General features: G+C 48.8%; 25 protein-coding genes. 18 read left to right on the top strand and 7 right to left on the bottom strand.

What is annotated here, in order from left to right:
* Positions 1 to 102 precede the first annotated feature (102 nt).
* Positions 103 to 1,209 carry a hypothetical protein gene (locus tag ACAN54_RS03525; protein ID WP_379152618.1) on the bottom strand — a complete coding sequence of 369 codons (1,107 nt, stop codon included), beginning with the start codon at positions 1,207 to 1,209 and terminating at the stop codon, positions 103 to 105.
* A 23-nt stretch (positions 1,210 to 1,232) separates the two neighbouring features.
* A complete protein-coding gene (locus ACAN54_RS03520; RefSeq protein ID WP_379152615.1) occupies positions 1,233 to 1,799 on the bottom strand; it encodes a GNAT family N-acetyltransferase in 567 nt (188 codons plus the stop codon).
* Positions 1,800 to 1,933: 134 nt separating this feature from the next.
* Here ACAN54_RS03520 and ACAN54_RS03515 point away from each other — a divergent pair, with 134 nt between their 5' ends.
* The 7 genes from ACAN54_RS03515 to ACAN54_RS03485 all read left to right on the top strand — a co-directional run bounded on the left by ACAN54_RS03515 (position 1,934) and on the right by ACAN54_RS03485 (position 8,470).
* Entirely contained in the window at positions 1,934 to 3,076 is a 1,143-nt protein-coding gene (locus ACAN54_RS03515; RefSeq protein ID WP_379152612.1) for a copper amine oxidase N-terminal domain-containing protein, read from the top strand.
* 128 nt (positions 3,077 to 3,204) lie between these two features.
* The gene (locus tag ACAN54_RS03510; RefSeq protein ID WP_379152609.1) at positions 3,205 to 4,188 is read left to right on the top strand and encodes an aldo/keto reductase; all 984 of its coding nucleotides are present in this window, start codon (positions 3,205 to 3,207) and stop codon (positions 4,186 to 4,188) included.
* A 9-nt stretch (positions 4,189 to 4,197) separates the two neighbouring features.
* Entirely contained in the window at positions 4,198 to 6,171 is a 1,974-nt protein-coding gene (locus ACAN54_RS03505; protein WP_379152605.1) for a GTP-binding protein, read from the top strand.
* Between the two features lie 34 nt (positions 6,172 to 6,205).
* Positions 6,206 to 6,607: an NUDIX hydrolase gene (locus tag ACAN54_RS03500; RefSeq protein ID WP_379152601.1), complete on the top strand. Its 402-nt coding sequence runs from the start codon at positions 6,206 to 6,208 to the stop codon at positions 6,605 to 6,607.
* 174 nt (positions 6,608 to 6,781) lie between these two features.
* Positions 6,782 to 7,207, top strand: coding sequence for a DMT family transporter (locus ACAN54_RS03495; RefSeq protein WP_379152598.1), 426 nt, complete (start codon positions 6,782 to 6,784; stop codon positions 7,205 to 7,207).
* A gap of 15 nt (positions 7,208 to 7,222) precedes the next feature.
* Positions 7,223 to 7,927, top strand: a complete 705-nt coding sequence (locus ACAN54_RS03490) for a Crp/Fnr family transcriptional regulator (protein WP_379152594.1) — start codon at positions 7,223 to 7,225, stop codon at positions 7,925 to 7,927.
* Positions 7,928 to 7,975: 48 nt separating this feature from the next.
* A complete protein-coding gene (locus ACAN54_RS03485; protein ID WP_379152591.1) occupies positions 7,976 to 8,470 on the top strand; it encodes a DMT family transporter in 495 nt (164 codons plus the stop codon).
* An 80-nt stretch (positions 8,471 to 8,550) separates the two neighbouring features.
* On the opposite strand, the gene ACAN54_RS03480 is transcribed toward ACAN54_RS03485, so the two are convergent.
* Positions 8,551 to 9,609, bottom strand: a complete 1,059-nt coding sequence (locus tag ACAN54_RS03480; RefSeq protein WP_379154145.1) for an anthranilate phosphoribosyltransferase — start codon at positions 9,607 to 9,609, stop codon at positions 8,551 to 8,553.
* A 5-nt stretch (positions 9,610 to 9,614) separates the two neighbouring features.
* Positions 9,615 to 10,211 carry an ANTAR domain-containing response regulator gene (locus ACAN54_RS03475; protein ID WP_379152587.1) on the bottom strand — a complete coding sequence of 199 codons (597 nt, stop codon included), beginning with the start codon at positions 10,209 to 10,211 and terminating at the stop codon, positions 9,615 to 9,617.
* 333 nt (positions 10,212 to 10,544) lie between these two features.
* Here ACAN54_RS03475 and nirB point away from each other — a divergent pair, with 333 nt between their 5' ends.
* From nirB to ACAN54_RS03430, 9 genes are all read left to right on the top strand, one after another.
* Positions 10,545 to 12,992, top strand: a complete 2,448-nt coding sequence (gene nirB, locus ACAN54_RS03470; protein ID WP_379152584.1) for a nitrite reductase large subunit NirB — start codon at positions 10,545 to 10,547, stop codon at positions 12,990 to 12,992.
* Between the two features lie 2 nt (positions 12,993 to 12,994).
* Positions 12,995 to 13,318, top strand: a complete 324-nt coding sequence (gene nirD / locus ACAN54_RS03465; RefSeq protein ID WP_379154143.1) for a nitrite reductase small subunit NirD — start codon at positions 12,995 to 12,997, stop codon at positions 13,316 to 13,318.
* A complete protein-coding gene (gene cobA, locus ACAN54_RS03460; RefSeq protein WP_379152581.1) occupies positions 13,315 to 14,082 on the top strand; it encodes a uroporphyrinogen-III C-methyltransferase in 768 nt (255 codons plus the stop codon). Before nirD ends, cobA begins: the two co-directional genes overlap by 4 nt.
* 133 nt (positions 14,083 to 14,215) lie before the next feature.
* Positions 14,216 to 14,533 carry an iron-sulfur cluster biosynthesis family protein gene (locus ACAN54_RS03455; RefSeq protein WP_379152578.1) on the top strand — a complete coding sequence of 106 codons (318 nt, stop codon included), beginning with the start codon at positions 14,216 to 14,218 and terminating at the stop codon, positions 14,531 to 14,533.
* Between the two features lie 165 nt (positions 14,534 to 14,698).
* Complete coding sequence (locus ACAN54_RS03450; RefSeq protein WP_379152575.1) at positions 14,699 to 15,388, top strand: response regulator transcription factor; 690 nt, start codon at positions 14,699 to 14,701, stop codon at positions 15,386 to 15,388.
* Entirely contained in the window at positions 15,381 to 16,475 is a 1,095-nt protein-coding gene (locus tag ACAN54_RS03445; protein WP_379152572.1) for a sensor histidine kinase, read from the top strand. The genes ACAN54_RS03450 and ACAN54_RS03445 overlap by 8 nt, the downstream gene beginning before the upstream one ends.
* Before the next feature lie 106 nt (positions 16,476 to 16,581).
* Positions 16,582 to 17,460 (top strand): M15 family metallopeptidase, encoded by an 879-nt coding sequence (locus ACAN54_RS03440; RefSeq protein WP_379152569.1) that lies wholly within the window; start codon positions 16,582 to 16,584, stop codon positions 17,458 to 17,460.
* A complete protein-coding gene (locus tag ACAN54_RS03435; protein WP_379152566.1) occupies positions 17,457 to 17,945 on the top strand; it encodes a VanZ family protein in 489 nt (162 codons plus the stop codon). Before ACAN54_RS03440 ends, ACAN54_RS03435 begins: the two co-directional genes overlap by 4 nt.
* 99 nt (positions 17,946 to 18,044) lie before the next feature.
* Entirely contained in the window at positions 18,045 to 19,409 is a 1,365-nt protein-coding gene (locus ACAN54_RS03430) for a sedoheptulokinase (RefSeq protein ID WP_379152563.1), read from the top strand.
* Between the two features lie 26 nt (positions 19,410 to 19,435).
* Here ACAN54_RS03430 and ACAN54_RS03425 read toward each other — a convergent pair whose 3' ends face one another.
* Together ACAN54_RS03425 and lacZ are read right to left on the bottom strand one after the other, a co-directional pair.
* Positions 19,436 to 20,011 carry an acetylglutamate kinase gene (locus tag ACAN54_RS03425; RefSeq protein WP_379154141.1) on the bottom strand — a complete coding sequence of 192 codons (576 nt, stop codon included), beginning with the start codon at positions 20,009 to 20,011 and terminating at the stop codon, positions 19,436 to 19,438.
* A 266-nt stretch (positions 20,012 to 20,277) separates the two neighbouring features.
* Complete coding sequence (lacZ, locus tag ACAN54_RS03420; RefSeq protein ID WP_379152560.1) at positions 20,278 to 23,397, bottom strand: beta-galactosidase, LacZ type; 3,120 nt, start codon at positions 23,395 to 23,397, stop codon at positions 20,278 to 20,280.
* A 107-nt stretch (positions 23,398 to 23,504) separates the two neighbouring features.
* On the opposite strand from lacZ, the gene ACAN54_RS03415 reads away from it, so the two are divergent.
* Positions 23,505 to 24,329: a helix-turn-helix transcriptional regulator gene (locus ACAN54_RS03415; RefSeq protein WP_379152557.1), complete on the top strand. Its 825-nt coding sequence runs from the start codon at positions 23,505 to 23,507 to the stop codon at positions 24,327 to 24,329.
* A 20-nt stretch (positions 24,330 to 24,349) separates the two neighbouring features.
* Here ACAN54_RS03415 and ACAN54_RS03410 read toward each other — a convergent pair whose 3' ends face one another.
* Complete coding sequence (locus ACAN54_RS03410) at positions 24,350 to 24,934, bottom strand: P-loop nucleotide/nucleoside kinase family protein (protein ID WP_379152554.1); 585 nt, start codon at positions 24,932 to 24,934, stop codon at positions 24,350 to 24,352.
* Between the two features lie 152 nt (positions 24,935 to 25,086).
* On the opposite strand from ACAN54_RS03410, the gene ACAN54_RS03405 reads away from it, so the two are divergent.
* Complete coding sequence (locus ACAN54_RS03405) at positions 25,087 to 25,566, top strand: GNAT family N-acetyltransferase (RefSeq protein ID WP_379152551.1); 480 nt, start codon at positions 25,087 to 25,089, stop codon at positions 25,564 to 25,566.
* The last annotated feature ends 43 nt before the right edge of the window (positions 25,567 to 25,609 follow it).

Genomic DNA, 25,609 nt, shown 5'->3' with positions numbered 1-25,609 from the left:
TAGAACTGAACGTCATCCCTACGAATAAGATTTTATCTCTCTGTTCAGTGAGATAGCAAAGCCTCTCAGGTCTCTGGGAGGCTTTTGTTGTATAACCTCAACTTAGATAAACCGCTTGCCAACAATACGGCCGGATGTATCTATCTCAAGAAAAACCTCTGCATAAGGATGATAGAAATAGGGGCATAAAGTTTTGTCGGTATACTCCATTTCACCCGTATCAGGATTAAAGATGGATAAGCCATTTTTCGGTCCCCACATTACAATCTTGCCGTTCACTGCAGCAATATGTCCGCGGGGATAATAATGTTTCCCATCGATCAAGGGTTTTGTCCGGTATTCAGGTACTGGAATGAACAGTTTCTTACGTTCCCCGGTTTGCAGATCAAATATAGTCAGAAAATGAGAATAAGGGTTTTCACCGTAATCTTTCGTGTCCTCTTCATCGAATAAATCAATTGCCAGTTGACCCCATACAGCTAAGGTTGAAGAATCGAGCCAGGCTGCCGGTTGATCCCAATCTTCCATGTAGTCTCCGAGCACCCGTAAGGTATCTCCATCCTCTGACTCCCAGCAGTTCGAGATCCAGGCTGGAAGACTCCAGGAGCGTATGGATGCGACAGGCTGCCAGTGCCACCGCGTATCGACGATCCATTTTCCTTGAGGGGAGACATAGATTTTACCGTGAAAATAATCGAGGACTTGTTTCGTGAGCTGTTCTCCACCTTCAGCTAAGGAAACTGTTGACTGACGTGTAGACAGATTCTCACCCGAACGAACATCGAGCAAATCCAGCCGGTTCCATTCTGTACCGTGAATCAACAGTGTCCTGCCCTCATGTTCAGCAAAAGCAAGCGGGAAGGTACATACATCATAATGATAATTGTCCCGAGACAATGACATGATCTGTTTGGAATCTTGGAGATCATACAACGCTGCGTGCTGGCTGAATCTACCCGAAATCGCAGCGAAGCATTCGTCTGCTGAAATTACAATCTGAACAGGTTCCTCCAATATCAAATCGGGTATATCGACATGCAGCAGCATTCTTGCTTGTCCTGTGTGTAAGTCAAATTGCCAGAGATCACTATTCCGATCCAGCGCAAGCAAAGAGACTGCTCCTTCCCCGGTTCCTTTTAACGCCTGGACAGCGACAAGTTGGCCCATACTCGGCACGACTTCAGGAAATTTGATAAGTTCAAACAGCATACTTCGTCCTCCTCAAGGTTGTTCTACTTGTCGCTGTTACGAAAAGATTTCGTATGAAATTTAGTAATATGGCGGAATAGGGTTTGACCCTCATCTGTAATGACAAAATCCTGGCTTAACGGCAGCACCATAGCCCGGTAAGGCTCGGGAATCCAGATGTACTGATGTACGTACGACGTTGGAATAAACCCGCAGTGCTCCCAGAAATGGACCCGTGCCGCATCTTCTTCTGTATCGCCAGCTTCTACTTCGATTAGAACTGCCTGAATGTGATGCTCTTGGACTGCCCAATCGCGGATGATCTCCAGAAACCGTCTTCCTAGACCTTGGCTGCGTAATCGGGTATCTATGGCCAAATAGTCGATGATTAGCATCCGTTCGGCGGCTGGACCGGTAAGACCTGTAACCGCCATCCCGGCGATTTCCCCGTCCAGGTAAACGGCATGCAGCCAGGCGATTTTCTTGTCTAGCATGGCATGCAGGATCTTCACCGGCTTGGCCCCGTGCGGAAAAGCCTCACAGTAGATCGGCTCGATCGCTGCCCACAGTGTATCATCCCACTCTTCGAAAGTCATGAATTCAAGTGTCATTTCAGTCGCCTCCAGAATTATCATAGCAGAGCGGATCTCATGTAGTAAAATCAGGACCTAAAGACATGATTTTGAAACTTTATCCAACGAAGTGCGTCCAATTTGTAAGAATTATGATAAAGGAGACTTTGCGAATGAGGAAATGGAAGCAGTCAATGGGCTACTTAACGGCAGCCTTGTTTTTTGCCTTGAGCACCGGTACAGTACATGCAGCCAGGGAAAGCGGAATTTTATTAAATGACAAAAGCACCACAATGGGCAGCAGTCAAATGATAGTAAAGGGGGCAACATGGGTTCCACTGAAGGAACTGGCTGAGTCTATGGGCTATGCGTTGTCCTGGAATCAGAAGACAAGAGCAGTCGTACTGATACGTCCAGGCCGTGAAGTGACCATGAAGGCAAATTCAAAAACAGCGACTACGAATAGCACGCCTTTATTGCTTGCGAAGGCACCGAATATTCTCAATGGCAAGTTATACGTTCACTTGGTATCAGCTGTAAGTGCTATGGGCGGCAAAACCTGGACAGATAAGAGCACGGGCAACATCATGCTCGTAGATGAACCGAGATTCACTTCTACATCCATTAAGGGCAGGGCCTACTGGGTATCCCAGAAGAGTGGGGAAATCTTCTTTAGATCTTCCACAGACAGCAAGCCAGAGTCCATCGGTACTTTTCAACTGGGTGAATCCCCCTATACCCACTGGCTTCAGATCAAGAATGCAGGGAAGGGCAACGATCTGCTGCTTCTGATCGACAAGCACTACGCAATGTTCAATGATTTCAGTAATAGCTATCAGGCACTCATCCAGAACGGTAAAATAGTGAAGCAAATGAACTATCATACCATTATTCCCTCTTACCCCCATTCTACAGGGCTCCCGTCGGAACAGCTGTACATGACTGACGGCAAGAACGTTCAGTATATTAATGCCGATGGCAGTCTCGGTAAGCTGTTTGAACTGGAGCAGGGAAGCGGAATAACGGGAGACTTCACCGTCGAATACGCGGCTAAAGATGTGCTGCTTGTTCGTGATTTGAAACATACCGGGCTGTTTGCAATCCATACACTTTCTGGAGAATATACGAATCTCAGTGCGGAATTAATCCGTTCTGAGGATCGCAAGGATTGGGACACAGCAGACGGCTCTGACCCTTATGTGTTGACCAAAATGTTGACACTGAAAAAACGCGAAGGGAATGTAATGACCTTCACTTATTCGGCCCTCTCGGACAGTGAAGTGAAGACGGTGGTATACATCCTTAACAAAGAGTAGTTCTTAACTCAACCGATTCGCAATAAAAGATGACCATTTGATGATGTTCTCACTCCTGAGACTGGACCAAGCTCTGCAAACCGATCATAATAGAACAGGAATATATCTCAGAACGGGAGGCTAATTCTATGAACTACCGCAAACTTGGCAATACAGGATTATCAATAAGCGAGGTCAGCTTCGGCACATGGGCGATCGGCGGCGATTGGGGCGTGAGCCGGGATGAAGACGGGTTGAAAGGGCTTAAGCTGGCGATGGAACAGGGCGTTAACTTCTTTGATACTGCAGATGTGTATGGCTCCGGCCATGCCGAGGAGCTGCTCGCGAAGGCAACCAAAGGCAAAGAGGATGAGATCCATATCGCGACTAAATTTTGCCGTGCGGGTGACATCCATGATCCGGAGACATATTCGGAGCGTAAGGTAAGCGATTACTGCGAGCAGAGTCTTCGCCGTCTGAACCGGGAGGCTATAGATCTATATCAGATCCATTGTCCGCCCATTGAGATCCTGCGTGACGGAAGCGTGTTCAAAGTGCTGGACAAGCTGAAGAGAGACGGGAAAATCCGTCATTATGGAGTCAGTGTTGAGACCATTGAAGAAGGACTGCTTAGTCTGGAGTATCCGGGTGTAGAAGCACTCCAGATCATCTTCAATCTGTTCCGTCAACAGCCGGCACTTGCACTGCTGCCCCGGGCGGAAGCTGCAGGAGCGGGAATCCTTGTGCGGCTGCCGCTGGCCAGTGGACTGTTGACCGGCAAATTTAAGGAGAACAGCACTTTCGCTGCCAATGACCACCGGAATTTCAATGCCAACGGAGAGCAGTTCAATGTGGGGGAAACCTTCGCCGGACTTCCGTTTGCAAAAGGTGTGGAGCTCGCGCGGGAACTTGACTGGATTGTGGAAGGACGCGGCAGTATGGCCAGAGCGGCCATGCGCTGGATTCTCGATCATCCAGCGGTCAGCTGCGTGATTCCAGGCTTCAAGAATGAAGCCCAGGTCTCTGACAATCTGGCTGCCTCAGAAGTTCCATCCTTCAGCACAGTTGAAATGGAACGGCTAAGCGCTTTTTACAATACTGAAGTTGCACCGCATATCCGTGGAGGTGTATAGCCTTACAATATGAAGAATTTAACCATCGGACTGCTCGCACATGTCGATGCTGGCAAAACGACATTTGCCGAGCAGCTGCTCTATCATACCCAGGCCATTCGCAGCCGGGGTAGAGTAGATCATAAAGATACGTTTCTGGATACCCATGAGATTGAAAAGGCACGCGGAATAACTGTATTTGCCGATCAGGCTGAATTTGTGCGCGGAGATACGCGGTACTTTCTGCTGGATACTCCCGGACATGTCGATTTCTCACCAGAGATGGAACGTACGCTGCAGGTGCTGGACTATGCCGTGGTGATTGTCAGCGCTGTTGAAGGTGTGGAAGGCCATACAGAAACGGTATGGCATCTGCTGCGCAGTCACGGGGTTCCAACCTTCTTTTTTATCAACAAAACGGACCGTAGGGGTGCAGATCCACAGCGTGTGTACGAAGAAATACTCACCCAGCTTAGTGATGGCGCAATTCTTCTCCCGGAATGGGTAGGTACAGTATTGCCCGAGGAGCTGAAGGTGAGCCTTGCTGAACGTGATGAGCATATTCTGGATGCTTATTTTGAGGGGTCCATGAGTGAATCGGATTGGCAGGCAGCGGTGAGGTCCATGGTCCGTGAGGGTAAGTTATTTCCGTGCATGCAGGGATCAGCATTGCTGGATCTCGGAATCGATTCTTTTCTGGATAAGCTGGAGTACCTGACCTATTCCGATTATGATGCTAGCCTTCCTTTTGCCGGAAGAGTATACAAGATCCGCCATGATGACAAAGGGACCCGCATTACCTATATCAAAGCGCTGCAGGGTATGCTCAAAGTAAGAGATGAGCTGGTTTGCAGGCCTGAGGATGAGGCTGATCCTGAACGGATTACCGGAATCCGTAAAGTAAATGGTGTGAAACATACTTCCGTGGATTGGGCTGCAGCAGGAGAGTTGTTTGCTGTGATCGGTCTGTCGAAGGCGAAGCCGGGCGATGGTGTGGGAGCTTTGCAGGACAGAAGAGACAGCGAACTGGTTCCCACGCTAAAGTCCAAGGTCTTGTTCGAGCCTCCCGTTCATTTGAAGGAGGTTCTGAATGCCTTTCAACTGCTGGGGGCAGAGGACCCGTCACTGAATGTGAGCTGGGATGTGACATTGCAGAAGCTCCATATCCAGGTGATGGGCCAGATTCAGCTGGAGATTCTGGAGCAGATGATGCGGGAACGGTTCATGATCCCGGTAGCTTTTGGCCCGCCAGAGATTCTGTACAAGGAGACGATTGCTGCGGCAGTGTATGGCTGCGGACATTTTGAGCCATTGAAGCACTATGCAGAGGTTCTGCTGAAGCTGGAGCCGGGAGAACGGGGCAGCGGGCTACATTTCATTAATGCATGCCATCCCGATGAGCTTGCGGTGGGTTATCAGCATCAGATCGGACAAGTTCTGCTGGAGAGCGGACACCATGGCCTGCTTACAGGTTCTCCGCTCACCGATCTGCGGATGACGCTTCTTAGCGGAAGAGCGCATAACAAGCATACTCATGGCGGAGATTTTCGGGAAGCGGCGCTGCGGGCCTTGCGTCAGGGGCTTGAACAAGCAGAGAATATCCTGCTGGAACCTGTCTACGACTTCAAAATCAGGATAGACTCAGATTATCTAGGTAAAGTAATGACGGATATACAGCAGGCCAGCGGTACATTTGATCCACCGGAGATAACCGAAAGCAAAGCAGTGGTTACCGGCAAGGTTCCCGTAGCTACTTTTATGAATTACGCAGTGCGACTTGCTTCTATGACCCAAGGAAAAGGGGCTTTATCGCTAAAAGTCTCCGAGTACCAGCCTTGCCACCAGACAGAAACGGTAGTCGCCCTCAAAAACTATAATAAGGATGCTGATCCGGCCTATCCTTCTTCATCAATTTTTTGTTCCAAAGGGCAGTCTTATTCAGTACCTTGGGATGAAGCACAAGAGTATATGCATATCAAAAATGATTTTTTGCCCGTAAGCTGAACGGCGGGGAAATGCTCAGGAGGCTGATGTCGTTATGCGTGAAATAATCGATAAGGTTGCCTGGATTCTGATCCGGGAAGGGCGTGTGCTGGGGGCACGTTCCCATGGTAAAGATACCTATTATTTTCCCGGTGGAAAAAGAGAACCCGGTGAGACGGATGCAGAGACGCTGATCCGGGAAGTGAGGGAGGAGTTGTCAGTAGAAATTCTTCCGGATACTGCTATACGGTTTGGCATTTTTGAAGCACCGGCACATGGCAAAACAGAGGGTATACAGGTGAAGATGACCTGTTTTACCGCCGATTACACTGGAGAATTGTCACCGGCCTCGGAGATTGCCGAGCTTAACTGGCTTGTCTATGAAGACCGGGAGCGGGTCTCGGCTGTCAGCCGGATCATTTTTGATCAGCTACATGAGATGAAGCTACTGGACTAATACTATTGCAATGTGTATGCCCGTTTTAAGCCTTTTTAGGCCTGAGACGGGCTTTGTTTTGTCTATAGAATGCGATACGGTTAAACAGAAATATCTGTTCAGGACATATGTCCTACCGTAAATGGGGATTATGACTTTTAATGAAGACAGAGATAAACATAGAGGAGAGAAGTTATGAAAGGGATTATTTTTGCATTTATCGCTGGGGCTTGTATAACCTTACAAGGAGTAGCTAACGCGAGGATTAGTCAGGATATCGGCACATGGCAGGCCGCAACGATAACGCAGTTCATCGGATTCCTGATGGCGCTAATGATCCTGCTGTTCGTACGCGATGCGAAGAAACAGGGATTCAAGCAGGTCAAACCTTTATATTTGCTGGGTGGTGCGCTGGCCGCTTTTATTATTTTCAGTGAAGTTACTGCAATTCAAGGTATTGGCGTTACGCTGACGATCTCTGCCCTGCTTATTGCCCAGCTCTGCCTGACCTTTGTGATTGATATTAAAGGGTGGTTTGGCGTCATGAAGCAAAAGATGCGGCTTCCGCAATTTATCGGGATTGGTATGATGATTGTCGGTGTGGTCATATTGAAATTCTAAGGACGGGTGCAGACCATGAAAGAAATTCTGGATTCGGAGCAGGTTCAGGGATACATTGCAGCACATGATCTGGAGTCTATACTTAATGAACCGCTGAAAGAACACATGCACCTGTACAGCTTCGAACAAGGGGAGCATATCTGCTCCAAAGGAGATCCTTCCGAATATTTATATATTCTGGTCAAGGGAAAGCTCAAAATCTATACCACAACGCCTGAAGGGAAAACACTGATCATCTCTTTCAAAACCCCGCTGGAGCTGATCGGTGATGTGGAATATATTCAAAACACGGAACGGCTCAACACGGTGGAGGCTGTATCTCCTGTGTATATGCTTGGTATAGAGTACCGCTGGTTGAATAGATACGGTAAGGATCATCCGCCGCTGCTGCAGTTCTTACTGGAGATTATCACCCAAAAGTTCTACCGCAAATCTAATTTCCTGAGCCTCAATCTGATGCATCCGGTGGAGGTGCGGCTGGCCAGCTACTTGCTGTCGATCTCATTCGATGAATCTGACCCCAACTTTACTGGGCAGCTGAATACGATCAACCTTACAGATACCGCCAATTTTATTGGCACGAGCTACAGGCATCTGAACCGTATCATTCAGAAGCTTAGCCTGGAGGGTCTGATTGAACGGAGTAACGGTCACATTCTAGTAAAAGATAGGGCAGGACTTATCAAACTTGCGAGCCGCAACATTTATGAACAGAGCTGAGTCATCTGGAGCAAATATCGTACACACGTGAAATGGAGTGAGTAAGAAATGTTAATAGGAATTTTACTGGCGTTAATTGCCGGTTCGCTGGTGAGTCTGCAGAATATTTTTAACACTAAAGTTAATGAGCATACGGGTTCCTGGACGACTACAACCTTGGTGCTGGGAATGGGATTTATCGCTTCACTTCTGATGGGAGTGATTATGGAAGGCGCCGACATGTTCACACTGCAGCATATGCAGCCCTGGTACTGGTTCAGCGGCATGATTGGTGTTGGCGTGGTCATCTGTCTGGTGCAGGCTACCCGGCTGCTCGGACCCACTTATGCAATTTCGATCGTGCTTACTTCACAGCTTGGTTTTGCGCTTCTGTGGGATTCACTGGGTTGGCTGGGTCTGGAAAAGGTACCATTTACCATCAATAAACTGATTGGGGTGCTGGTCATCGTTGGGGGGATTCTGGTGTTCAAATTAGGTGGGGCGCGATCACCTGAGAGTGAACCTTCGTCCGGCAAGCCGCAGCAGGCCTTGAATCTGAAGTGAGAATCCATAACCCTTACAATGTCCATAATTGAACAAAAAGCGCGTATCCGCAATGCCACGGATGCGCGCTTTTTATAATCTTAGATGGACAGTCCGTATCCGGAAGGGGCTTTGCTGCCCAGGAGCGAGTGTTTCCATTGCTGATAGGCTTCCCAGGCATCCCCGTTATCCAGCAGATGCTTGCAGGTATACACACCTTCTTCAATCGAATTAACCTTCTCGGCCAGATGGAGCCGTGCTGCACCATTTAACAGCACTTGATTATAAAAGGCCAGGTGGCCTTCGCCTTGAAGTACAGCTTCCGCCATCAACAGCTGCTGACGCGGGGTCCAGTCCATTTCCGGCACAGGAGTCTCCAGGCCAAGCGATTCCGGATCAATAATATCCAATTGGGCGGTACCGCCGGAAATGGAATATACGCGGTTGGGGCGGTCGATGTATAGATCTTCTGACCCTTCGGCACCTTGCACAACCAAGCCTTTTCGATAACCAAGCTTGATAATCATTCTGGATATACGGTCAAACACAGTGTTGTGATAAATACCATATACAATGTAAGGCGAACAGGAATAGTCAATCAGCTTTTCTACCGTATTGAAGATGGTACGCATACCAATATCCTCACGGAGATTGCGAATGTCCGCTAGAGGCGGACACCACTTTTCCGAATCGACGAACAGCACACCGCTCTTGCCGGCGGACTCAATCATTTCAGCTTTGCTGAGTGCACTAATCTCAATCCCGGTTTCCTGAATAATATCCTGCAGGGTAATTCCCCATTTTGGCGGTAAGGAAGCTGATCCGTGAAGTGTGACAGGAAGGCCGGCTGCCGCTAGGACAAAAGAGGTCGGAAAGGTGGCGGCGAACGATTTTTTCCGGCCGTCATATGGACCTGCACAATCCAGTCCCTGTAGAACCGGTTCACGGTGGGCATGTTTGCGGCAGACCGATACAAAGGCCTCCAGCTCTTCGAAGCTTTCCAGTTTGATGCGCTCGGCAATCAGAAAGGCGCCGATCTGGACCGGAGAAGCCGTCAGATTCAGTATCGATTCAGCTGCGGCTTCCGCTTCTTCATACGTTAAGTCACGGGCTCCCCGTTTACCCCGGGCGACTTCTTTTAGAATATTAATCATATGGATTCTCCTTAAGTTTGATCCTGCAGCAGCTGATACACTTTGACGATAGAAGTGGCTACATCAACCATCCGCTTGCGTTCGTTCATAGCCTGCTTACGAAGAAGATCATAGGCTTCGGATTCACTGATGTTTTTGGCTTTGGAGAGGATTCCTTTAGCCATATCAATCCATTTGCGTTCTTCAATCCGCGATAGAAGCTGCTCCCGCTCCTTCAGCCATTGCTGGCGCTCAAAGCATTGTCTGGCGCTGAAATGAAGAATCCAATGAATTTCCTGCGGCTGCATGGAAGGGGATAAGATTCCGTCCACCATAATGTCGTCTTCACAGGCAGCGACCGATAAGGTTGAGGTGGATGAAGTGCACCACCATAGAATTGGAGCGGTTTTGCACTTCATCAGCGAGGTTCTCCAGGTCTGGATCTCCGTAATCGGAAGATCAAGGATAGAGGCATCCGCATCTCTGATCATCCGCATGGCCTCTTCTGGCGAAGCTGCCGCTGAGATTACATAGCCGCATGAACGAAGCAGGGTATCCGGGCCTGTTGATGAACGCTCTTCTCTGACGTTCTCTGTCTTGTTATTCTGAATAATCAACAGGGAATGCATAGTTTGACGCTCCTTTTATATCGTAGTCACCGGTTGTGATCAACCAGCAGCAGCGTGCACGAAAGATAGATGATGTAATATTATATAACACAGAAGAGGTTGCTTTGTCGATAAATTTAAAAATCAAAAATTTATGTGTTAACAATATTGACGTAATTGGAGTTCCTGTAGTATAGTCGTTTTAACAAATTCATCAAGTCTACGAATACAATGGTGTATTCGCTTGAAGCGGCAATGGCGCCTGCTTTCACTTTTTCGCAAACGGAAGATGTATGTTTCCGTGCGGAGTGAAGCGGGCTTTTTCTGTTGCTCACATGGAGAGGAGAGAGACAGATGTCAGATATTCGCAAAAAACTCATATTGGTGGGTAACGGAATGGCGGGGGTACGGGCCATCGAACATTTATTGAAGTTATCCCCGGAGGCTTACGAGATTACCATCTTCGGCTCCGAACCGCATCCGAATTACAACCGGATTATGCTGTCCTCTGTTCTGGCAGGCGGGAGCAGCATGGGAGAAATCGTAATCAATGATCTGGAGTGGTATCACAGCCACGGGATCCGTCTATACATGGGTCATACCATTACAAATATCGATACTGTGCAGCGCAAAGTATACTCGGATCAAGGGGTGGTGCTGCCGTATGATGAACTGATTCTGGCTACAGGCTCCAATCCGTTCATGCTGCCGCTGCCGGGAGCTGATAAGGAAGGCGTAATTGCTTTCCGCGACATTAAGGATTGTCAGATTATGCAGGAAACCTCACAAGTGTACCGTAAAGCAGTGGTTATCGGCGGAGGGCTGCTGGGATTGGAAGCGGCCAGAGGCTTGCTGCATCTGGGAATGGAAGTATCCGTTGTGCACATTCATCCCTATATTATGGAGCGCCAGTTAGATGAACCGGCATCCATCATGCTCCGTAAGGAGCTGGAAGAGCAGGGGATGAAGTTCCTGCTGAGCAAACAATCCGAAGCGATTCTCGGCAAAAAGAGAGTCAAAAGTCTGCTATTCGCAGACGGGGAAGTTGCTGAGGCGGATCTGATCGTTATGGCAGTAGGCATCAAACCGAATGTTGAGCTGGCGCAGAAAAGCGGCATAGCGATTAACCGGGGCATTATCGTCAATGATTTTATGGAGACCAATGTTCCTGGAATCTACGCTGTGGGTGAATGTGCAGAGCATAGAGGGATTGCTTATGGACTTGTAGCTCCGCTGTATGAACAAGGTGCGGTTCTTGCCAAAAGACTGGCACGGGTCGCAACGGAAGGTTATTCCGGATCTGTAACTTCAACCAAACTCAAGGTATCGGGTGTCGATGTATTCTCGGCAGGACAGTTCATTGAGCGGCCCGGTACCCGGGCGCTTCGATATCAGGACGAGATAGACGGGGTCTATAAGAAGCTGGTGATTGAGGATGACAAGCTGGTCGGCGCGGTTTTGTTCGGTGACACCGGTGACGGTGCACAGCTCTTCTCCATGATTAAGAACGGAGAGAATATTAAAGGGAAAGAAAAAGAGCTGCTGCTCGGCATATCCTCCGACGCGCTGGCTTCTCCCAAAGGCAACCGGCTTGAGGGGATGGCCGATGATGAAATTATTTGCGGCTGCAATGGAGTTTCCAAAGGAGCCATCGCGGAAGCGATTCAAACTGGCGGCTGCACGAGTGTCGGCCAGATCAAGGCCTGCACCAAAGCCTCTGCATCCTGCGGCGGCTGCAAACCTCTGGTAGAAGGACTTCTGCAATTATATGCTGGAGATCATGTCGTGACAATTAAAGAAGGAATATGCGGCTGTACCACCTTGGGGCGTGACGAGATTGTCGCGGAGATCAAGCGCATGGAGCTGAAGACCGTCAAGGAAGTCATGAATGTCCTGGAATGGAACAATGAAGAGGGCTGCCCCAAATGCCGGCCTTCATTGAACTATTATCTGGGAATGCTGTGGCCGGAAGAATATGTGGATGAGAAGGAATCACGCATTACCAACGAACGTTATCACGCCAATATCCAGAAAGATGGAACCTATTCTGTGGTTCCCCGAATCTACGGCGGGGTAACCTCACCAGCTGAACTCATGAAGATCGCAGAGGTTGCTGCTAAATTTGATGTTCCTCTGGTGAAGTTTACCGGTGGTCAAAGATTGGATCTGCTCGGAGTCAAAAAAGAAGATCTGCCCAAGATGTGGGAAGAGCTGGATATGCCTTCAGGTCACGCCTACGGCAAGACCTTGCGTACGGTTAAAACCTGCGTGGGCTCCACCTTCTGCCGGTTCGGAACCCAGGATGCCATGGGGATGGGGATCAAGCTTGAGAAAGCATTCGAACGGCTCAACACCCCAGGTAAGGTTAAGCTTGCTGTATCCGGTTGTCCCCGCAATTGCGCGGAAGCTACGATTAAGGATTTTGGCGTAGTCGCGATTGATGGCGGATGGGAACTGCATGTTGGAGGCAATGGCGGCGTACATGTACGGGCAACTGACCTGCTCTGTGTGGTCAAAACGGATGATGAGGTTATGGAGTGGGCCAGCGCTTTCCTTCAATATTACCGCGAGAATGCCGGATGGAACGAAAGGACCGCACAGTGGGTTGAACGGGTGGGCCTGGACAGTATCAAGGCTGCACTGGAGTTACAGGAGGATCGTCTGGCCCTTCAGGAGAGAATCCAGCATGCGCTCAGTCTTACAACCGATCCTTGGAAGCAAATCGTAAATGAACCGGAGCTGCGTAAAAATTTCGAGCAACTGTCTGAGACGAAGACGGTACTGAAGGGGGAAGCCATATGACAATGACCAAAATGCTGGTGGGCAAGGTGACGGATATTGATGTGAAGGGCTCCCGGATCGTCAGAATGGGTGACAAAGAAATCGCACTATTCCGCCTCTCAGATGGCGAAGTGCTTGCTCTAGAGAATAAATGTCCACATAAAGGCGGAGTCTTGTCGGAAGGAATGGTCTGTGGTTCTAAGGTGCACTGTCCGATGCATGATTGGCGCATTGATCTGCACAGCGGGGATGTACAGGCGCCGGATCATGGTCACGTAGTCACTTATGAGGTCGAAGTGGACAGGAGAACCGGTTCCATCTATTTAACTCTGGAGGGAAGCCTATGATCCAGGGAAGCGTGTCTATTGTAGGAGCGGGTCCCGGTGACCCAGAACTTCTTACAGTCAAAGCCATGCGCAGAATTCAAACCGCTGATGTAATTCTCTATGACCGGCTGGTGAACGATGAAATTCTTAGTTACGGCAAACCAGAGGCACTGCGGATCTATGTCGGCAAAGCGCCCGGACATCATTCCATGCCACAGGAAGCTATCGAGAATCTAATTATTAAATACGCTTCTGCAGGTAATCATGTTGTCCGGTTAAAGGGAGGAGACCCCTATGTCTTCGGGAGAGGCGGAGAGGAAGCATTGGCTGTTGCTGCAGCCGGCATCGATTATGAAGTCATTCCCGGTATCTCCTCGGCTATCGGCGCCGCCGCCTCTGCCGGCATTCCGCTGACACACCGCGGGCTGGCTGCGTCTTTTGCAATTGTGACTGGAAGCCGCTGCCACGATCAGACTTCAGCTGCACACTGGGAGGGTCTTGTCCATAGTGTAGATACGCTCGTTATTTATATGGGTGTCAGTACGCTAAGTGACATCCGGCAGCAGTTACTTAAGTACGGGAAGAGTCCAGCGACTCCGGCTGCCCTGATCGAGAATGGAACGACTGTCCATGAACGGGTCATCACAGGAACACTGGGAAATATAGATAAGCTCGCTACCGCACTGAAGATCAGCAATCCGGCACTTATTATTATTGGTGAATCCGTGGCGGTAAGAGATCAGCTACTGCGGCTGGAGAAGGGTGTACGCTCTCGGATCGGTTAATGCTGCTTATGCCAATTTGCCGGAGTGTCATAATTGAAGTGACCCCAATCACTGGACTTAGAGCCTCAAACGGACTATACTTTGCACAGATTACAGTGTTGAACTTTACTGATGCAAGGGAGAGAACGGTGAGATGCAGATTCTACTAGACCAAGTGACAAGCGGACGCCTTGAAGAAAATTTGGGTGGTAAGCCGGGATATCTTAAGCTGTTCTACGATACCGAGGATTGCGGCTGCAATGGAGTTCTTGTGATCCAGATTGTAGACAGACCTAACGATACGGACATCGTTATACAGAACGAGCCCTTCGTCTTCGTGTGTGACCGCCAGCAGGAATCATTGTTTGATTCCACTATGACGCTGCAAGCAGAAGAGAACTACCCTTCCTATAAGCTGACGAGTCCATCCGGACTGTTAAGCTCGAACCTAAGAATTAAGGATCTCCGGTAAGGATGAAGGTCCCCTGACATAACGAATCGCTCTTTATAATGGCGGGATAACCCCCCATTCTATAAAGAGCGATTTGTTTGTGTGTGGAAGTGGATGGACCGAAAGAGTGACCCCAAAAGCAGTTTCCAGTATAATAGTGGAATCTGAAACAGGAGGCTGTAACCAATGAAGCCGATTACAATCTTAATAGCGGATGATGAGGCGGAGATCGCTGATCTGATAGCCATGAACCTGGAGAAGGAGGGCTATCTTACGGTCAAAGCTCTGAACGGGCTTGCAGCTATCCAGACCGTGCAAACACAGCCTGTCGATCTGGCCATACTGGATATCATGATGCCCGGGCTTGATGGTCATGAGGTTACCCGGCAGATTCGTGAGCAGCACCGCATGCCGATCATTTTTTTGAGTGCTAAGGCTTCGGATTTGGATAAGATCACGGGGCTGGTTCTTGGTGCCGACGACTACATGACCAAACCCTTCAACCCCATGGAACTGGTGGCGCGGGTCAATGCCCAGCTTCGCCGGGCCATGCAGCTGAATCAGCCGGATACAGACATTACGTCCATCCTGCAGGTGGGAGGATTGATCATTGATCCGGATAAACGCACAGTTTCAATCTATGGGCAGACGGCGGAGCTGACCCCGAAGGAATTCGATATTTTGTACCTGCTTGCCAGCCATCCGAACAAGGTATTCAGTGCAGAGAATCTTTTCGAGCAGGTATGGGGCGAGTCATACTACGACAGCGGGAATACGGTGATGGTCCATATCCGCACCCTCCGGAAGAAGCTGGGTGAGGACCCTAAGAAATTCATCAAAACCGTGTGGGGAGTAGGGTATACGTTCAATGGCTAGACCACAACGCAGTTTCCGTACAAGTATGCTGATGCTGTTCGGACTCAGTATGCTGATCTCCGGTTTTTTCACCTATCTGGTCTATAAAGGGCTCCAGATGTACTATCATGAACAGGTCCTGGCAGAAGATGATATTGTACGCGTGCGGGTCTTCATGAACCGGGTCGGGGATGTTAACTTTTTTTTAATTCTGTTTGTGCCGCTCGCGATCCTGTTTTTCTTCCTGCTGACCAAACGTTATGCTACCTATTTTGAACAAATATCCTCAGGCATTCACAGTCTCGCCAACGGAGAATTCAGTGCCCGCGTGGACATTGCCTCCCATGACGAGTTCCAGGCAATTGCTGATGATATTAACCGGGCTAGTGAGCAGCTGCAAGGGGCTGTCGCAAGGGGGGATTTTGCTGAGAGCAGTAAGGATCAGCTGGTACTGAATCTGGCGCATGATATCCGTACGCCGCTGACTTCGGTGCTGGGCTACCTGGACTATATCTTGAATACTACCGATTTGTCTGCGGAGCAGGCAAGGCATTACACCCGGATTGCGTATACCAAATCACAGCGTCTGGAGAAGCTGATTGAAGAGCTATTCGAGATTACCCGAATGAACTACGGAATGCTTACGGTGGAGAAGAAACCCATCGATCTCAGCGAGCTGCTGTTCCAGCTTAATGAAGAGCTGTATCCGCTGTTCGAGAAGAACAAGCTGGTTGCAAGGCTCCATATCGTACCGCAACTGATGATACCGGCGGAAGGAGAACTGCTGGCCCGTGTCTTTGAGAATCTTCTGACCAATGCCGCACGTTACGGCAGGGATGGTCAATATGTGGATATCCATTGTAAAGTGGAAGACAGCCATGCGGTTGTTGAGGTCATGAATTACGGACATTTCATTTCACCGGAAGAGCTGCCATTTCTGTTTGATATGTTCTATACCGGGGACCAGGTACGCACATCGGATACGAAGAGTACGGGACTAGGGCTTTTTATCGCCAAAAATATCGTTGAGCGCCATGGTGGCACCATCTCCGCAGAGAGTAGTGTAACCTCTACGATTTTCAAAGTGACCTTACCGCTTAAGCCCTGATATGAATCCAAGCTGTAATTTAAGAAAAATTTAATTTTTAGGCCACTTTGTATTTAAGCTTTTTCCTATATTCTGGTGAAACATACGGTAAAGGGAGATGCTTGCATTGAAAAAGTGGCTTTTTTTGTTCATTGTTTTGCTGGTCATCGCATTCAGGTTTTGTCTAAAGGAAGGACTGCTGGCAAAAGAACCCTCCATTCAGGAGCACCCGGCTGCTCTATCTGCATCTGCAGAAGACTACATCACTATAAAGATAGACAAAGAACAAATTCACCAGGGGAATCTCATTTTGGTCAACAAAGATTATTCTGTACATAAGAAAGGGGTATCTAAGGATATCGTTGCACTTTCACAGCATGATGAGTTAACCCAAGGCTTTGAACTGCTGGATCCATCCATTGAAATGTCACGCAGTGTAACCGAAAGGTTCTCGAAATTGACCGAAGCGGCTGCCAAGGACGGAGTGGAGCATTTCCGCATCAGCAGCGGGTACCGGGATCAAGCGGAACAACGCAAGCTCTATCGTGAAAAAGGAGCGGATTACGCGCTTCCCGCAGGTCACAGTGAGCATAACACAGGCTTATCGCTGGACATCGGCTCCTCGCAAGGTGAGATTGCCCATTCTCCGGAGGGGGAGTGGCTACAGGCTAATGCGTGGCATTATGGATTTATACTGAGGTATCCTGCCGATAAGACGAATATCACCGGAATTCAATACGAGGCCTGGCATTTCCGTTATGTCGGTTTGCCGCACAGTCTGCTGATGAAGGAGAAGCACCAGGTCCTGGAGGAATATCTTGCTGACTTGAAGAAACGGAAGCGTCTGCAGGTTATGGTCGACAATCGAAAGTATCTGATTCTATATGTACCGGGTTTAGAGCTTGACAGTGTTCAATTGCCGGCAGGGCATCCTTATGAAATATCCGGCAACAACATGGATGGGGTAATAGTCACTGTGCAACTGAGTAAGTGGGTGACATCATGAAGAAATGGAACAGGAAGCTTATTATCTTAGGATATGCTGTATATTTGTACCTGCTGGTCAAAATAATTTTGTTCAAATATGGGCCTGTAGACATCCGAGCACTCTGGTATCAGCTGCATAATGTGTTGGAGGTTCCCGGGATGATTCAGAACCGCCTGGCGTTTGCCAACTTTACACCCTTTGTCTCCATTAACCGTAATCTGGAACGGCTCTCGAATCCCAATGATTTCATAAATCTGTTCGGGAATATTGCACTTTTTATTCCGCAAGGAATAATCGTAAGGTTAATTGGAAGAGGAGGCTTGTTCACTGCTTTCATATACTCTTTCGCATGGAGCGCGGCACTGGAAGGCACCCAGATTCTTTTAGCCATGGGGAGCTTTGATGTGGATGATCTTATTCTGAACGTGCTCGGAGGACTGATTGGATATGCCATCAGCAGAATAATCATCACTCAGCCAATTGCCCTCTCAAAGAAAGTGTAAGTCTGTGCGGACGCAAAGAATGGCTTGATTTAGAACTGGCGACCAAAACGGAACAAGCTATAATTCATGTATGGGCTAAGTTTTGAGAGGAGGAAGCACTTGAGAATCATCGGAATCGATATAGGAACGACTTCCATTACGGGTATGGTCTATGATCTGGAACAACGCCGTACCCTGCACTCCATTACTGAAAAGAATGCAGCACAATTGAATGTCAGCCAGCAAGAATGGGAGCGTCTTCAAGATCCTTCAATCATTCTTAATATAGTTCATGGCATACTTAGCAAACTACTCGAATGGCAGCCAGGGATACAAGGTATCGGACTGACCGGACAAATGCACGGTATCTTGTATACAGATGCTTCGGGGAAACATCTGACCCCACTGTATACGTGGCAGGATGGCAGAGGAGGTCAGCCTTACGATAAGGATTATACCTTTGCACAAAAACTGGGTGAAAATACCGGATACGCGGTTTTTCCCGGCTATGGGCTGGTAACTCATTTCTATAACCTGCAGCACAGTCTTGTTCCGCCGGAAACCGTCAGCTTTTGTACCATTGCCGATTATGCCGCTATGAGACTTGCCGGGAGAACATTGCCACTTATTGATTCCACCCAAGCTGCCGGGCTGGGATGCTATAGCATCACGGAGGGGGATTTCGATAAGGAGGCCATCACACGATCAGGTATAAGTACTGAACTGTTGCCGAAGGTAGCTCCATCCGGAACACTTCTTGGCTTAACCCTCGAAGGGGTTCCGGTATTCACATCTTTGGGGGACAATCAGGCAAGCTTCCTTGGCAGTGTACCGTTTCCGGAAGAATCGCTGCTGCTGAACATCGGGACCGGAAGCCAGTTCTCCGTAATGCTGAATCACTCTGGCATCCCGGTTGAGGGGCTGGAAGCACGGCCTTATCCGGGTGGTGGTGTGCTAATGGTCGGAGCCGCGCTGAGCGGCGGCAAATCCTATGCGCTACTGGAGAAGTTCATTCGTCAACTGATAGAAGCATACACGGGAGAATCTCATGAAGATATGTACGCATTTATGGATATATTGCTTCGAGACGGTCACACGCCCGGTCACGGCCTGTCAGTCAACCCGCAGTTTATGGGCACGAGGTCGAAACCTGATGCGCGGGGAAGTATAGAAGGGATTACGCTGGACAACTTCACTCCAGGTCTGCTGATCCAAGCATTTCTCCAGGGTATGGTTGACGAGCTGTATGCATTTTATGATCGCATTATGAAAATGAGTCCGGAGAATCATTGGACTGGACTTATTGGTTCCGGCAACGCCCTGCGCGCAAATCCGGCTCTGTGCACGAAAGTGGAAGAGCGGTTCGGACTGCCCCTTACGCTAAGTTCAGCTTCGGAGGAAGCTGCTGTGGGAGCAGCCTTATGCGCGGCAGTTGGCGCCGGGATGATTGGAAGCTTCAAGGAAGCTGGACAATACTTAGGATGAAGCTACTGTTCGCCGGGTGAAGCATGTCATCTGAAGCTTTGCGGGAACTGGCTGACGATCGCATTCGTAATCATATCGGCCATGGCCAGCGCTCCCTTTTGAATGGAGTCATACAGCTGCACACTTTGTTTATAATCCTTTTGGAGCAGACTGACAGCTTCCGCCTTGGTTAATGCAAGATGCTGATAGAACATTTGCCTGAATTCCTCTTTGGGGAAATAAGGATTAATGCGGCTGAGAAATTCGACAATCTGATCGCCATTAGCAACCCATTTCTTCTCGGCAGCTGCAGCAGCCGTCTCATCTCCAGCTTTTGCGGCTTTTACCAGGTCGGCAGCAATGACTAGATGTTCTTTGATTAGCTGCGCGTAAGCATCACCTGCAGCCGCACCGTAAAAGGGCTTAAGGGCATCACCCATGTCTGAAGGATTCCTTAGGAGACGTGCCAAAGTCTCATCTGTGTCAGGTAAGCCATATACAAGGCTGCGGATTGCAATCACAGTCCACGTTACATGCTGCTCCCAGAGCGACCTCATGAGACTCATCAGATCCACTTGCGGTCTGCTCAGGCATTCAGAAGACACCGCCATGTACATTGACATGGGTTGGTGACTGGCATTCGGATTGCCCTCAGCGGGATAGTAGGGTCGCCAATCATATTGCATGGAATTTCCTCCTTAGAATGAGTAGCATCACTGTCTGGCGCCAGCTTCGTAATTACTGGTACCAGTAGAATTGGTTTAGATCATGTATACCGTATCTTATGGAATATCCGCCCAAGTGTTCTCAGGATATCAAAAAGGCGCGTTTCCCCTCTTCAAGAAGGGAAATGCGCCTTTTCTAATTTCTAACATTTAAAAAGGAACGATTAAAGAACAGATAACGTGAAGCGGAAGCTGTAAGGACGGTTGGATGGCAGGGTGAACTCATCATGTGTTGGAGCTCCCCAGCTGTCATCTCCGCCGACACCCATTTGTTTGTAATTAACTCTCAGCACACTTTTGGTGGAAGGCGCCAATTTGTAGCCATGATCACTCGCTTCGAGCTCTTCCGGTGTCCAAGGGAGCACATTGATCTCCATCGGCAAGCTGCTCTCCAAGTGAAGCCCGTTGCCGGTTGAACTTTCCGTTAGGGAAGCAAAGCGAACTCCGGTTTTGTTGCCGCACTCCTGCGGTTTGAGGTAATTCACGAACTGTTCGCTTACCTTGCCGGAATAACGTCCCAGCTTGGCGCTTGTCTGGCGGTCCCAATAGTTCTCATGAGGACCTTTACCGTACCAGGAGATTGTATCCAGTTCCTTGTCCAGTTCAAATAGCAATCCGAATTCAGGGATTTCAGGCAGCTTATCGCTTCCTGGATTCAGCTCCTGTGAAATCTCGACCTTTCCGTCTGGCGTAATCTTGTATTGCAGCAGTAGAGTGGAGGCAGGCTCAGTGCCAAGCAGGTAGTTCACTGTCACAATGCAAAGGTTGTCTCCGGCAGAGTAGGAGAACCCGGTAAGTGTTCTGTTGTAGGACACCTCTCTCCACACTGCACAACGCTTATCGAGTCCATTCCCCAGATCATTGTCAGTTACCGCTCTCCAGAAATTAGGTCTTACCGGGGCAAGCAAGCGTTCCTTCCCGGACGAAGTATAGGAGAACAGGTCGCCATTTGCCTTATGGAATGCCAGCGCAAAGCTTTCTCCCTGGACGGTAAGAACATCCGCTTGTTCTGTGATACTTAATGCACTTCCAGTGGCAGCATTCACTGATGGGCTTACTGCGACACGCGGAGACAATACAAATTGTTCCCAGGCGATCTCATGGTTAACTTCAGACCATGCGGTCGCTGCAGGCTGCGTGAAGGACAGCGTCAATACTGCTTCTTGTCCATTTACCAAAGTGCTCTGATCGTAAGGAAGGACACATTCGGCCGTTTCTCCTGGTTCAGCAGAGACCTGTGCAACACCTTCCTGCACAACAACACCATCTAAGGCTACTGTCCATTTCAACTCAAACTCTGCGATGTTTGTAAACAGGTAGTTGTTGCGGATCTCAAAACGGCCTTGAGCCAGGTCCGCAGCGGTTATTTTCACATTCTGATAGCATTTCTTAACTTCAAGCAGTTTAGGTGTAACGGATCGGTCAGCGAACAGCAACCCGTTACCGCTGAAATTACCGTCATGCGGCGTTTCGCCGAAATCTCCACCATACGCCAGATAAGAAATACCGTCGGCAGTTGTGGTGCGGATCGCCTGATCGACCCAGTCCCAGATGAAGCCGCCCTGGATAATATCGTACTGATCGAACAGCTCTGTGTATAAATGCAGACCTCCGCATGAATTACCCATAGCATGGCTGTATTCGCAGAGGATATAAGGTTTTTTCGGATCATTCTTAGCATACTCGACAACATCACGCGGCTTAATGTACATAGTGGATTCAATATCGCTTGCCGCATCAGATGGCCGGTAATGGAAGATGCCTTCATAATGAACGACCCGGCTCGGATCAGCTTCACGAAGATAGTCATGCATAGCGATAAAGTTATCGCCTCCGAACGACTCATTACCGAGCGACCAGATGATAACAGATGGATGGTTCTTGTCTCTTTGCATCATGGAATTACAGCGGTCCAGCACATTGGCGCGCCATTCCGGTCTGCTGGCAGGAACGTTGTACTCATTCAGCTCTTTTTGGCCATATTGCCAGGAACCGTGTGTCTCCAGATTGGTCTCATCGATTACGTAGAGTCCGTATTCATCACACAGCTCATACCAGATAGACTGGTTCGGATAATGAGAGGTCCGCACGGCATTGATATTATGAGACTTCATCAGCTCGATATCACGGATCATATCTTCTTTACCAAGCGCACGTCCGGTCTCACAGGAGAACTCATGACGGTTCGTGCCTTTGAAGACAATGCGTTTGCCGTTAATCTTCATCAGTCCGTCTTTAATTTCGAAGGTACGGAAGCCAACCTTAGTGCTGACCGCTTCCTGCAATTCACCCTGTTCATTCTTCAATGAGAGGACAAGAGTATACAGATTCGGCTTTTCGGCGCTCCATTTATCCGGTCCGATAACTTCGGCTCCAAGCTTAAGCTGCTGCAATCCACCCTCTCCAAAGGAAGCGCCAGTAGTTACCGGGGAGGTCCATACGTTCTTGCCATCACCGTTATACAGCTGCATTTCAACCGTAAAGGCGCCTGCTGCCGTATTAAAATAGTTCTCCAGCTTCACATCAACGTTGAGTTCAGCATTGGCGTAATTCTCATCCAAGTCGGTGTGCACGAAGAAGTCGGCAATATGCACAGGAGGAGCCGTATATAGGTAGACATCACGAAAAATCCCGCTGAGCCGCCAAAAGTCCTGATCCTCCAGCCAGCTGGCATCACACCAACGGTACACTTCAACCGCCAGCGTATTGTCTCCATCTTGCAGATAAGCTGTAATATCATATTCGGAAGGGGTAAAGGTATCTTCACCATAACCTACAAGTTCACCATTGACCCACACATAAAATGCAGACTCTACGCCCTGAAAACTGATATACACTGGCTGGCCAGCCCAATCTTCAGGCACTGTAAAGGTACTGATATAGGAACCTACAGGATTGTATTTGGTTGGGGCAAAAGGAGGCTTCAAGTCTGGTTCGGATACCGCCCATGGATAACGGACATTCGTATATTGAGGGTAGTCATAACCCTGAAATTGCCAATGGGAAGGGACGGGGATTTCGGCCCAGCTGCTGCTGTCATAATCTGCGGCATAAAAGTCCTTGATCCGCTGCTCTGGCGTCTCTGCAAATGCAAACTTCCAATTTCCGTTCAGCAGATGATAATTAGGCGAAGCGGTCTTGTCACCCTTGAGTGCTTCGGGGATACTTGGATATGAGATCATGGAGGCATGCGCATCCAAGCGGTTCAGCTGAAAAATCTCCGGGTTGTTATTCCATTCCGGGTATCCATTTGCAGGGGGTTCATAGGTAAATTTGTTGCGCACATTAACATCTCCTTATATTATTATATTCATATTATAAAATGCCAATACTTCAAGATATATAGAAGAATATTCGCTTGCATAACACAATATGAAACAGGAGAACTAACATGGAGAGCACATTGATCTTTTGCGAAACAGATGAAATAGAGGCACTGCCGCTGTATGCCACAACTATCGGGTTCTGGGAGCATCAACCGGAATTGGAGCGACCCACGGGGTTCCCGGACTATCAGATGCATCAGGTCCTTGAAGGCAAAGGTGAATTGTTTCTAAAGGATCGGCGTTACATTGTAGAACCGGGGGACGTTTTCTTTCTGTTTCCGCATGTTGCCCATGCCTATGCACCAATTAGTGCTGAATGGAAGCTGTCCTGGGTTTCTTTTAATGGAAGAGAAGCGGGACGACTTCTGACGTATGCCGGAATCCGGGAATCGGGACCTGGAAGGCTGAATGATCTCTCATTACTGAATCCCCTGCAAAAAATGCTTGAGCTGTCACATGCCAACAGTCTTGATGTTAATATGGAGCGTTCCAAGCTGATGTATGCATTAATGCTTGATCTCAAGGCGCAGCTGTCGGCACCGGCAGGCGGTCAGGATGAACTGGAACGCATCAAGCCGGTACTGCAGCATATCGAACTGAATCTGCACCGGACCCTGCCGCTTAAGGAATTAGCGGAGGTAGTGTCGATCTCACCTCAATATCTATGCCGTTTGTTTCAGCGGACACTGCATGAACGGCCTGTGACTTACATTAATAAACAGAGGATCAACCGCAGCAAACAGCTTATGTTCAGCGGCAGGGAGAAAAAGATTTATGAGATTGCCGAGGAGGCGGGGTTTGAGAATACCAGCTATTTCTGTGCCGTCTTCAAACGGGTCACGGGCATGCGGCCAGAGGAGTTCAAGCAGCTTCATGGGCTGGAGGGGTAGGTACTGCAATTCCTTTTTAACTAGCCGTAAATAAACCTTTCTACAATTACAGCAGCCGCTTGAACATCCGAACTCGAATTATCAATCCGCAGGATGTTCTCCGCCTGAAGAGGCCAGGCAACCGTTCGGCTCTCAAGTGAAGTGCTAAAAGTCTCCCAGTTCCGGAACTTCCAATCATCCAGGGGAGAGTGCCTGCCTTCAATCCGTTCCCGGTATAATTCGTAGTTACCCAGACTTACCAGAACCACTCTTACTTCAATTTCTTCCAGGTTGCGGCCGATCCGGGCCAGCTCACTTCCGATCCATCCAGGGTCTTGGACTTCCTTGGTAAATGGACCTACTACAAATACGTCACATTCCAGTCCCATATTATCCAGCGCGGCATCCATGGTGATCCGGTAGCCTAGATCGCGGCATAATCTTTTATACTCTGTGGAATCCCGGTCATCGGGGTCCAGACCATGCATGCTCATGATCACATCTGCAGCAGGCCTGAGGAGAATATCCATATCCAGGATAGCAGCTTTACGGCGAGATGCGACTGCTTTGGCCAAGGTTGTTTTGCCGGCACCCGCCGGTCCCAGGAAGAATACAAGTTTGTTCATCATTGTCTCTCCTAACTATAGTCATCATTTACCTATCCTATCATGTTTACACCTGGAAATCTTAAGATCCGACTACCTGAATCAATGATGGTTTTATGTTATGTTAGAATTAAACCTATATTTAACTTAAGACATGGAGGCTAACCAAAGCAATGATCATCCGAAATATTGAATTTAAAGATAATGCTTCAATTGAACAGATCATCAGAGAATGCCTGATCGAGTTCGGCGGGAACCGTGAAGGATTGGCGTGGGCTGATGAGAGTATGCATGATTTGTATCATTACTATAATAATGAGCCTGACCGGGCTTACTGGATCGTGGAAGAAGACGGGAAAGTGCTGGGTGGTTGCGGAATAGCTTCCTTCGATGGGTCAGATCAGGTATGTGAGCTTCAGAAGATGTACTTATCTTCAAGCATTCGCGGAAGTGGTATCGCTACAGAATTATTGAGGATAGCACTGGATTTTGCTTCTCTCCATTACAAGCAGTGTTATCTGGAAACTCTGCAAAGCATGCAAGCCGCTAATAAATTTTACATCAAACAAGGGTTCTTGCTATTAGACGCCCCGCTTGCCGGCTCCGAACATTATGCCTGTGATGCCTGGTACATCAAAGATTTAATCCATTAACCATTGTGGACAACAGCAAAAGATGCAGCTGCCTTCATGCCAA

Source organism: Paenibacillus diazotrophicus, assembly GCF_042610465.1.
The sequence above is the reverse complement of the archived record's forward strand: the minus strand, read 5'-3'. Positions and strand labels throughout refer to the sequence as shown.

What these genes read in the sequence shown, in the direction of transcription:
- ACAN54_RS03510 (WP_379152609.1), top strand. Translation starts at nt 3,205, where the DNA reads ATGAACTACCGCAAACTTGGCAATACAGGATTATCAATAAGCGAGGTC.
- ACAN54_RS03485 (WP_379152591.1), top strand. Translation starts at nt 7,976, where the DNA reads ATGTTAATAGGAATTTTACTGGCGTTAATTGCCGGTTCGCTGGTGAGT.
- ACAN54_RS03435 (WP_379152566.1), top strand. Translation starts at nt 17,457, where the DNA reads ATGAAGAAATGGAACAGGAAGCTTATTATCTTAGGATATGCTGTATAT.
- ACAN54_RS03475 (WP_379152587.1), bottom strand. Translation starts at nt 10,211, where the DNA reads ATGCATTCCCTGTTGATTATTCAGAATAACAAGACAGAGAACGTCAGA.
- ACAN54_RS03525 (WP_379152618.1), bottom strand. Translation starts at nt 1,209, where the DNA reads ATGCTGTTTGAACTTATCAAATTTCCTGAAGTCGTGCCGAGTATGGGC.
- ACAN54_RS03425 (WP_379154141.1), bottom strand. Translation starts at nt 20,011, where the DNA reads ATGTCAATGTACATGGCGGTGTCTTCTGAATGCCTGAGCAGACCGCAA.
- nirD (WP_379154143.1), top strand. Translation starts at nt 12,995, where the DNA reads ATGACCAAAATGCTGGTGGGCAAGGTGACGGATATTGATGTGAAGGGC.
- ACAN54_RS03445 (WP_379152572.1), top strand. Translation starts at nt 15,381, where the DNA reads ATGGCTAGACCACAACGCAGTTTCCGTACAAGTATGCTGATGCTGTTC.
- ACAN54_RS03405 (WP_379152551.1), top strand. Translation starts at nt 25,087, where the DNA reads ATGATCATCCGAAATATTGAATTTAAAGATAATGCTTCAATTGAACAG.
- ACAN54_RS03450 (WP_379152575.1), top strand. Translation starts at nt 14,699, where the DNA reads ATGAAGCCGATTACAATCTTAATAGCGGATGATGAGGCGGAGATCGCT.
- ACAN54_RS03455 (WP_379152578.1), top strand. Translation starts at nt 14,216, where the DNA reads ATGCAGATTCTACTAGACCAAGTGACAAGCGGACGCCTTGAAGAAAAT.
- ACAN54_RS03515 (WP_379152612.1), top strand. Translation starts at nt 1,934, where the DNA reads ATGAGGAAATGGAAGCAGTCAATGGGCTACTTAACGGCAGCCTTGTTT.
- ACAN54_RS03410 (WP_379152554.1), bottom strand. Translation starts at nt 24,934, where the DNA reads ATGAACAAACTTGTATTCTTCCTGGGACCGGCGGGTGCCGGCAAAACA.
- ACAN54_RS03490 (WP_379152594.1), top strand. Translation starts at nt 7,223, where the DNA reads ATGAAAGAAATTCTGGATTCGGAGCAGGTTCAGGGATACATTGCAGCA.
- nirB (WP_379152584.1), top strand. Translation starts at nt 10,545, where the DNA reads ATGTCAGATATTCGCAAAAAACTCATATTGGTGGGTAACGGAATGGCG.
- cobA (WP_379152581.1), top strand. Translation starts at nt 13,315, where the DNA reads ATGATCCAGGGAAGCGTGTCTATTGTAGGAGCGGGTCCCGGTGACCCA.
- ACAN54_RS03500 (WP_379152601.1), top strand. Translation starts at nt 6,206, where the DNA reads ATGCGTGAAATAATCGATAAGGTTGCCTGGATTCTGATCCGGGAAGGG.
- ACAN54_RS03505 (WP_379152605.1), top strand. Translation starts at nt 4,198, where the DNA reads ATGAAGAATTTAACCATCGGACTGCTCGCACATGTCGATGCTGGCAAA.
- ACAN54_RS03495 (WP_379152598.1), top strand. Translation starts at nt 6,782, where the DNA reads ATGAAAGGGATTATTTTTGCATTTATCGCTGGGGCTTGTATAACCTTA.
- ACAN54_RS03415 (WP_379152557.1), top strand. Translation starts at nt 23,505, where the DNA reads ATGGAGAGCACATTGATCTTTTGCGAAACAGATGAAATAGAGGCACTG.
- ACAN54_RS03520 (WP_379152615.1), bottom strand. Translation starts at nt 1,799, where the DNA reads ATGACACTTGAATTCATGACTTTCGAAGAGTGGGATGATACACTGTGG.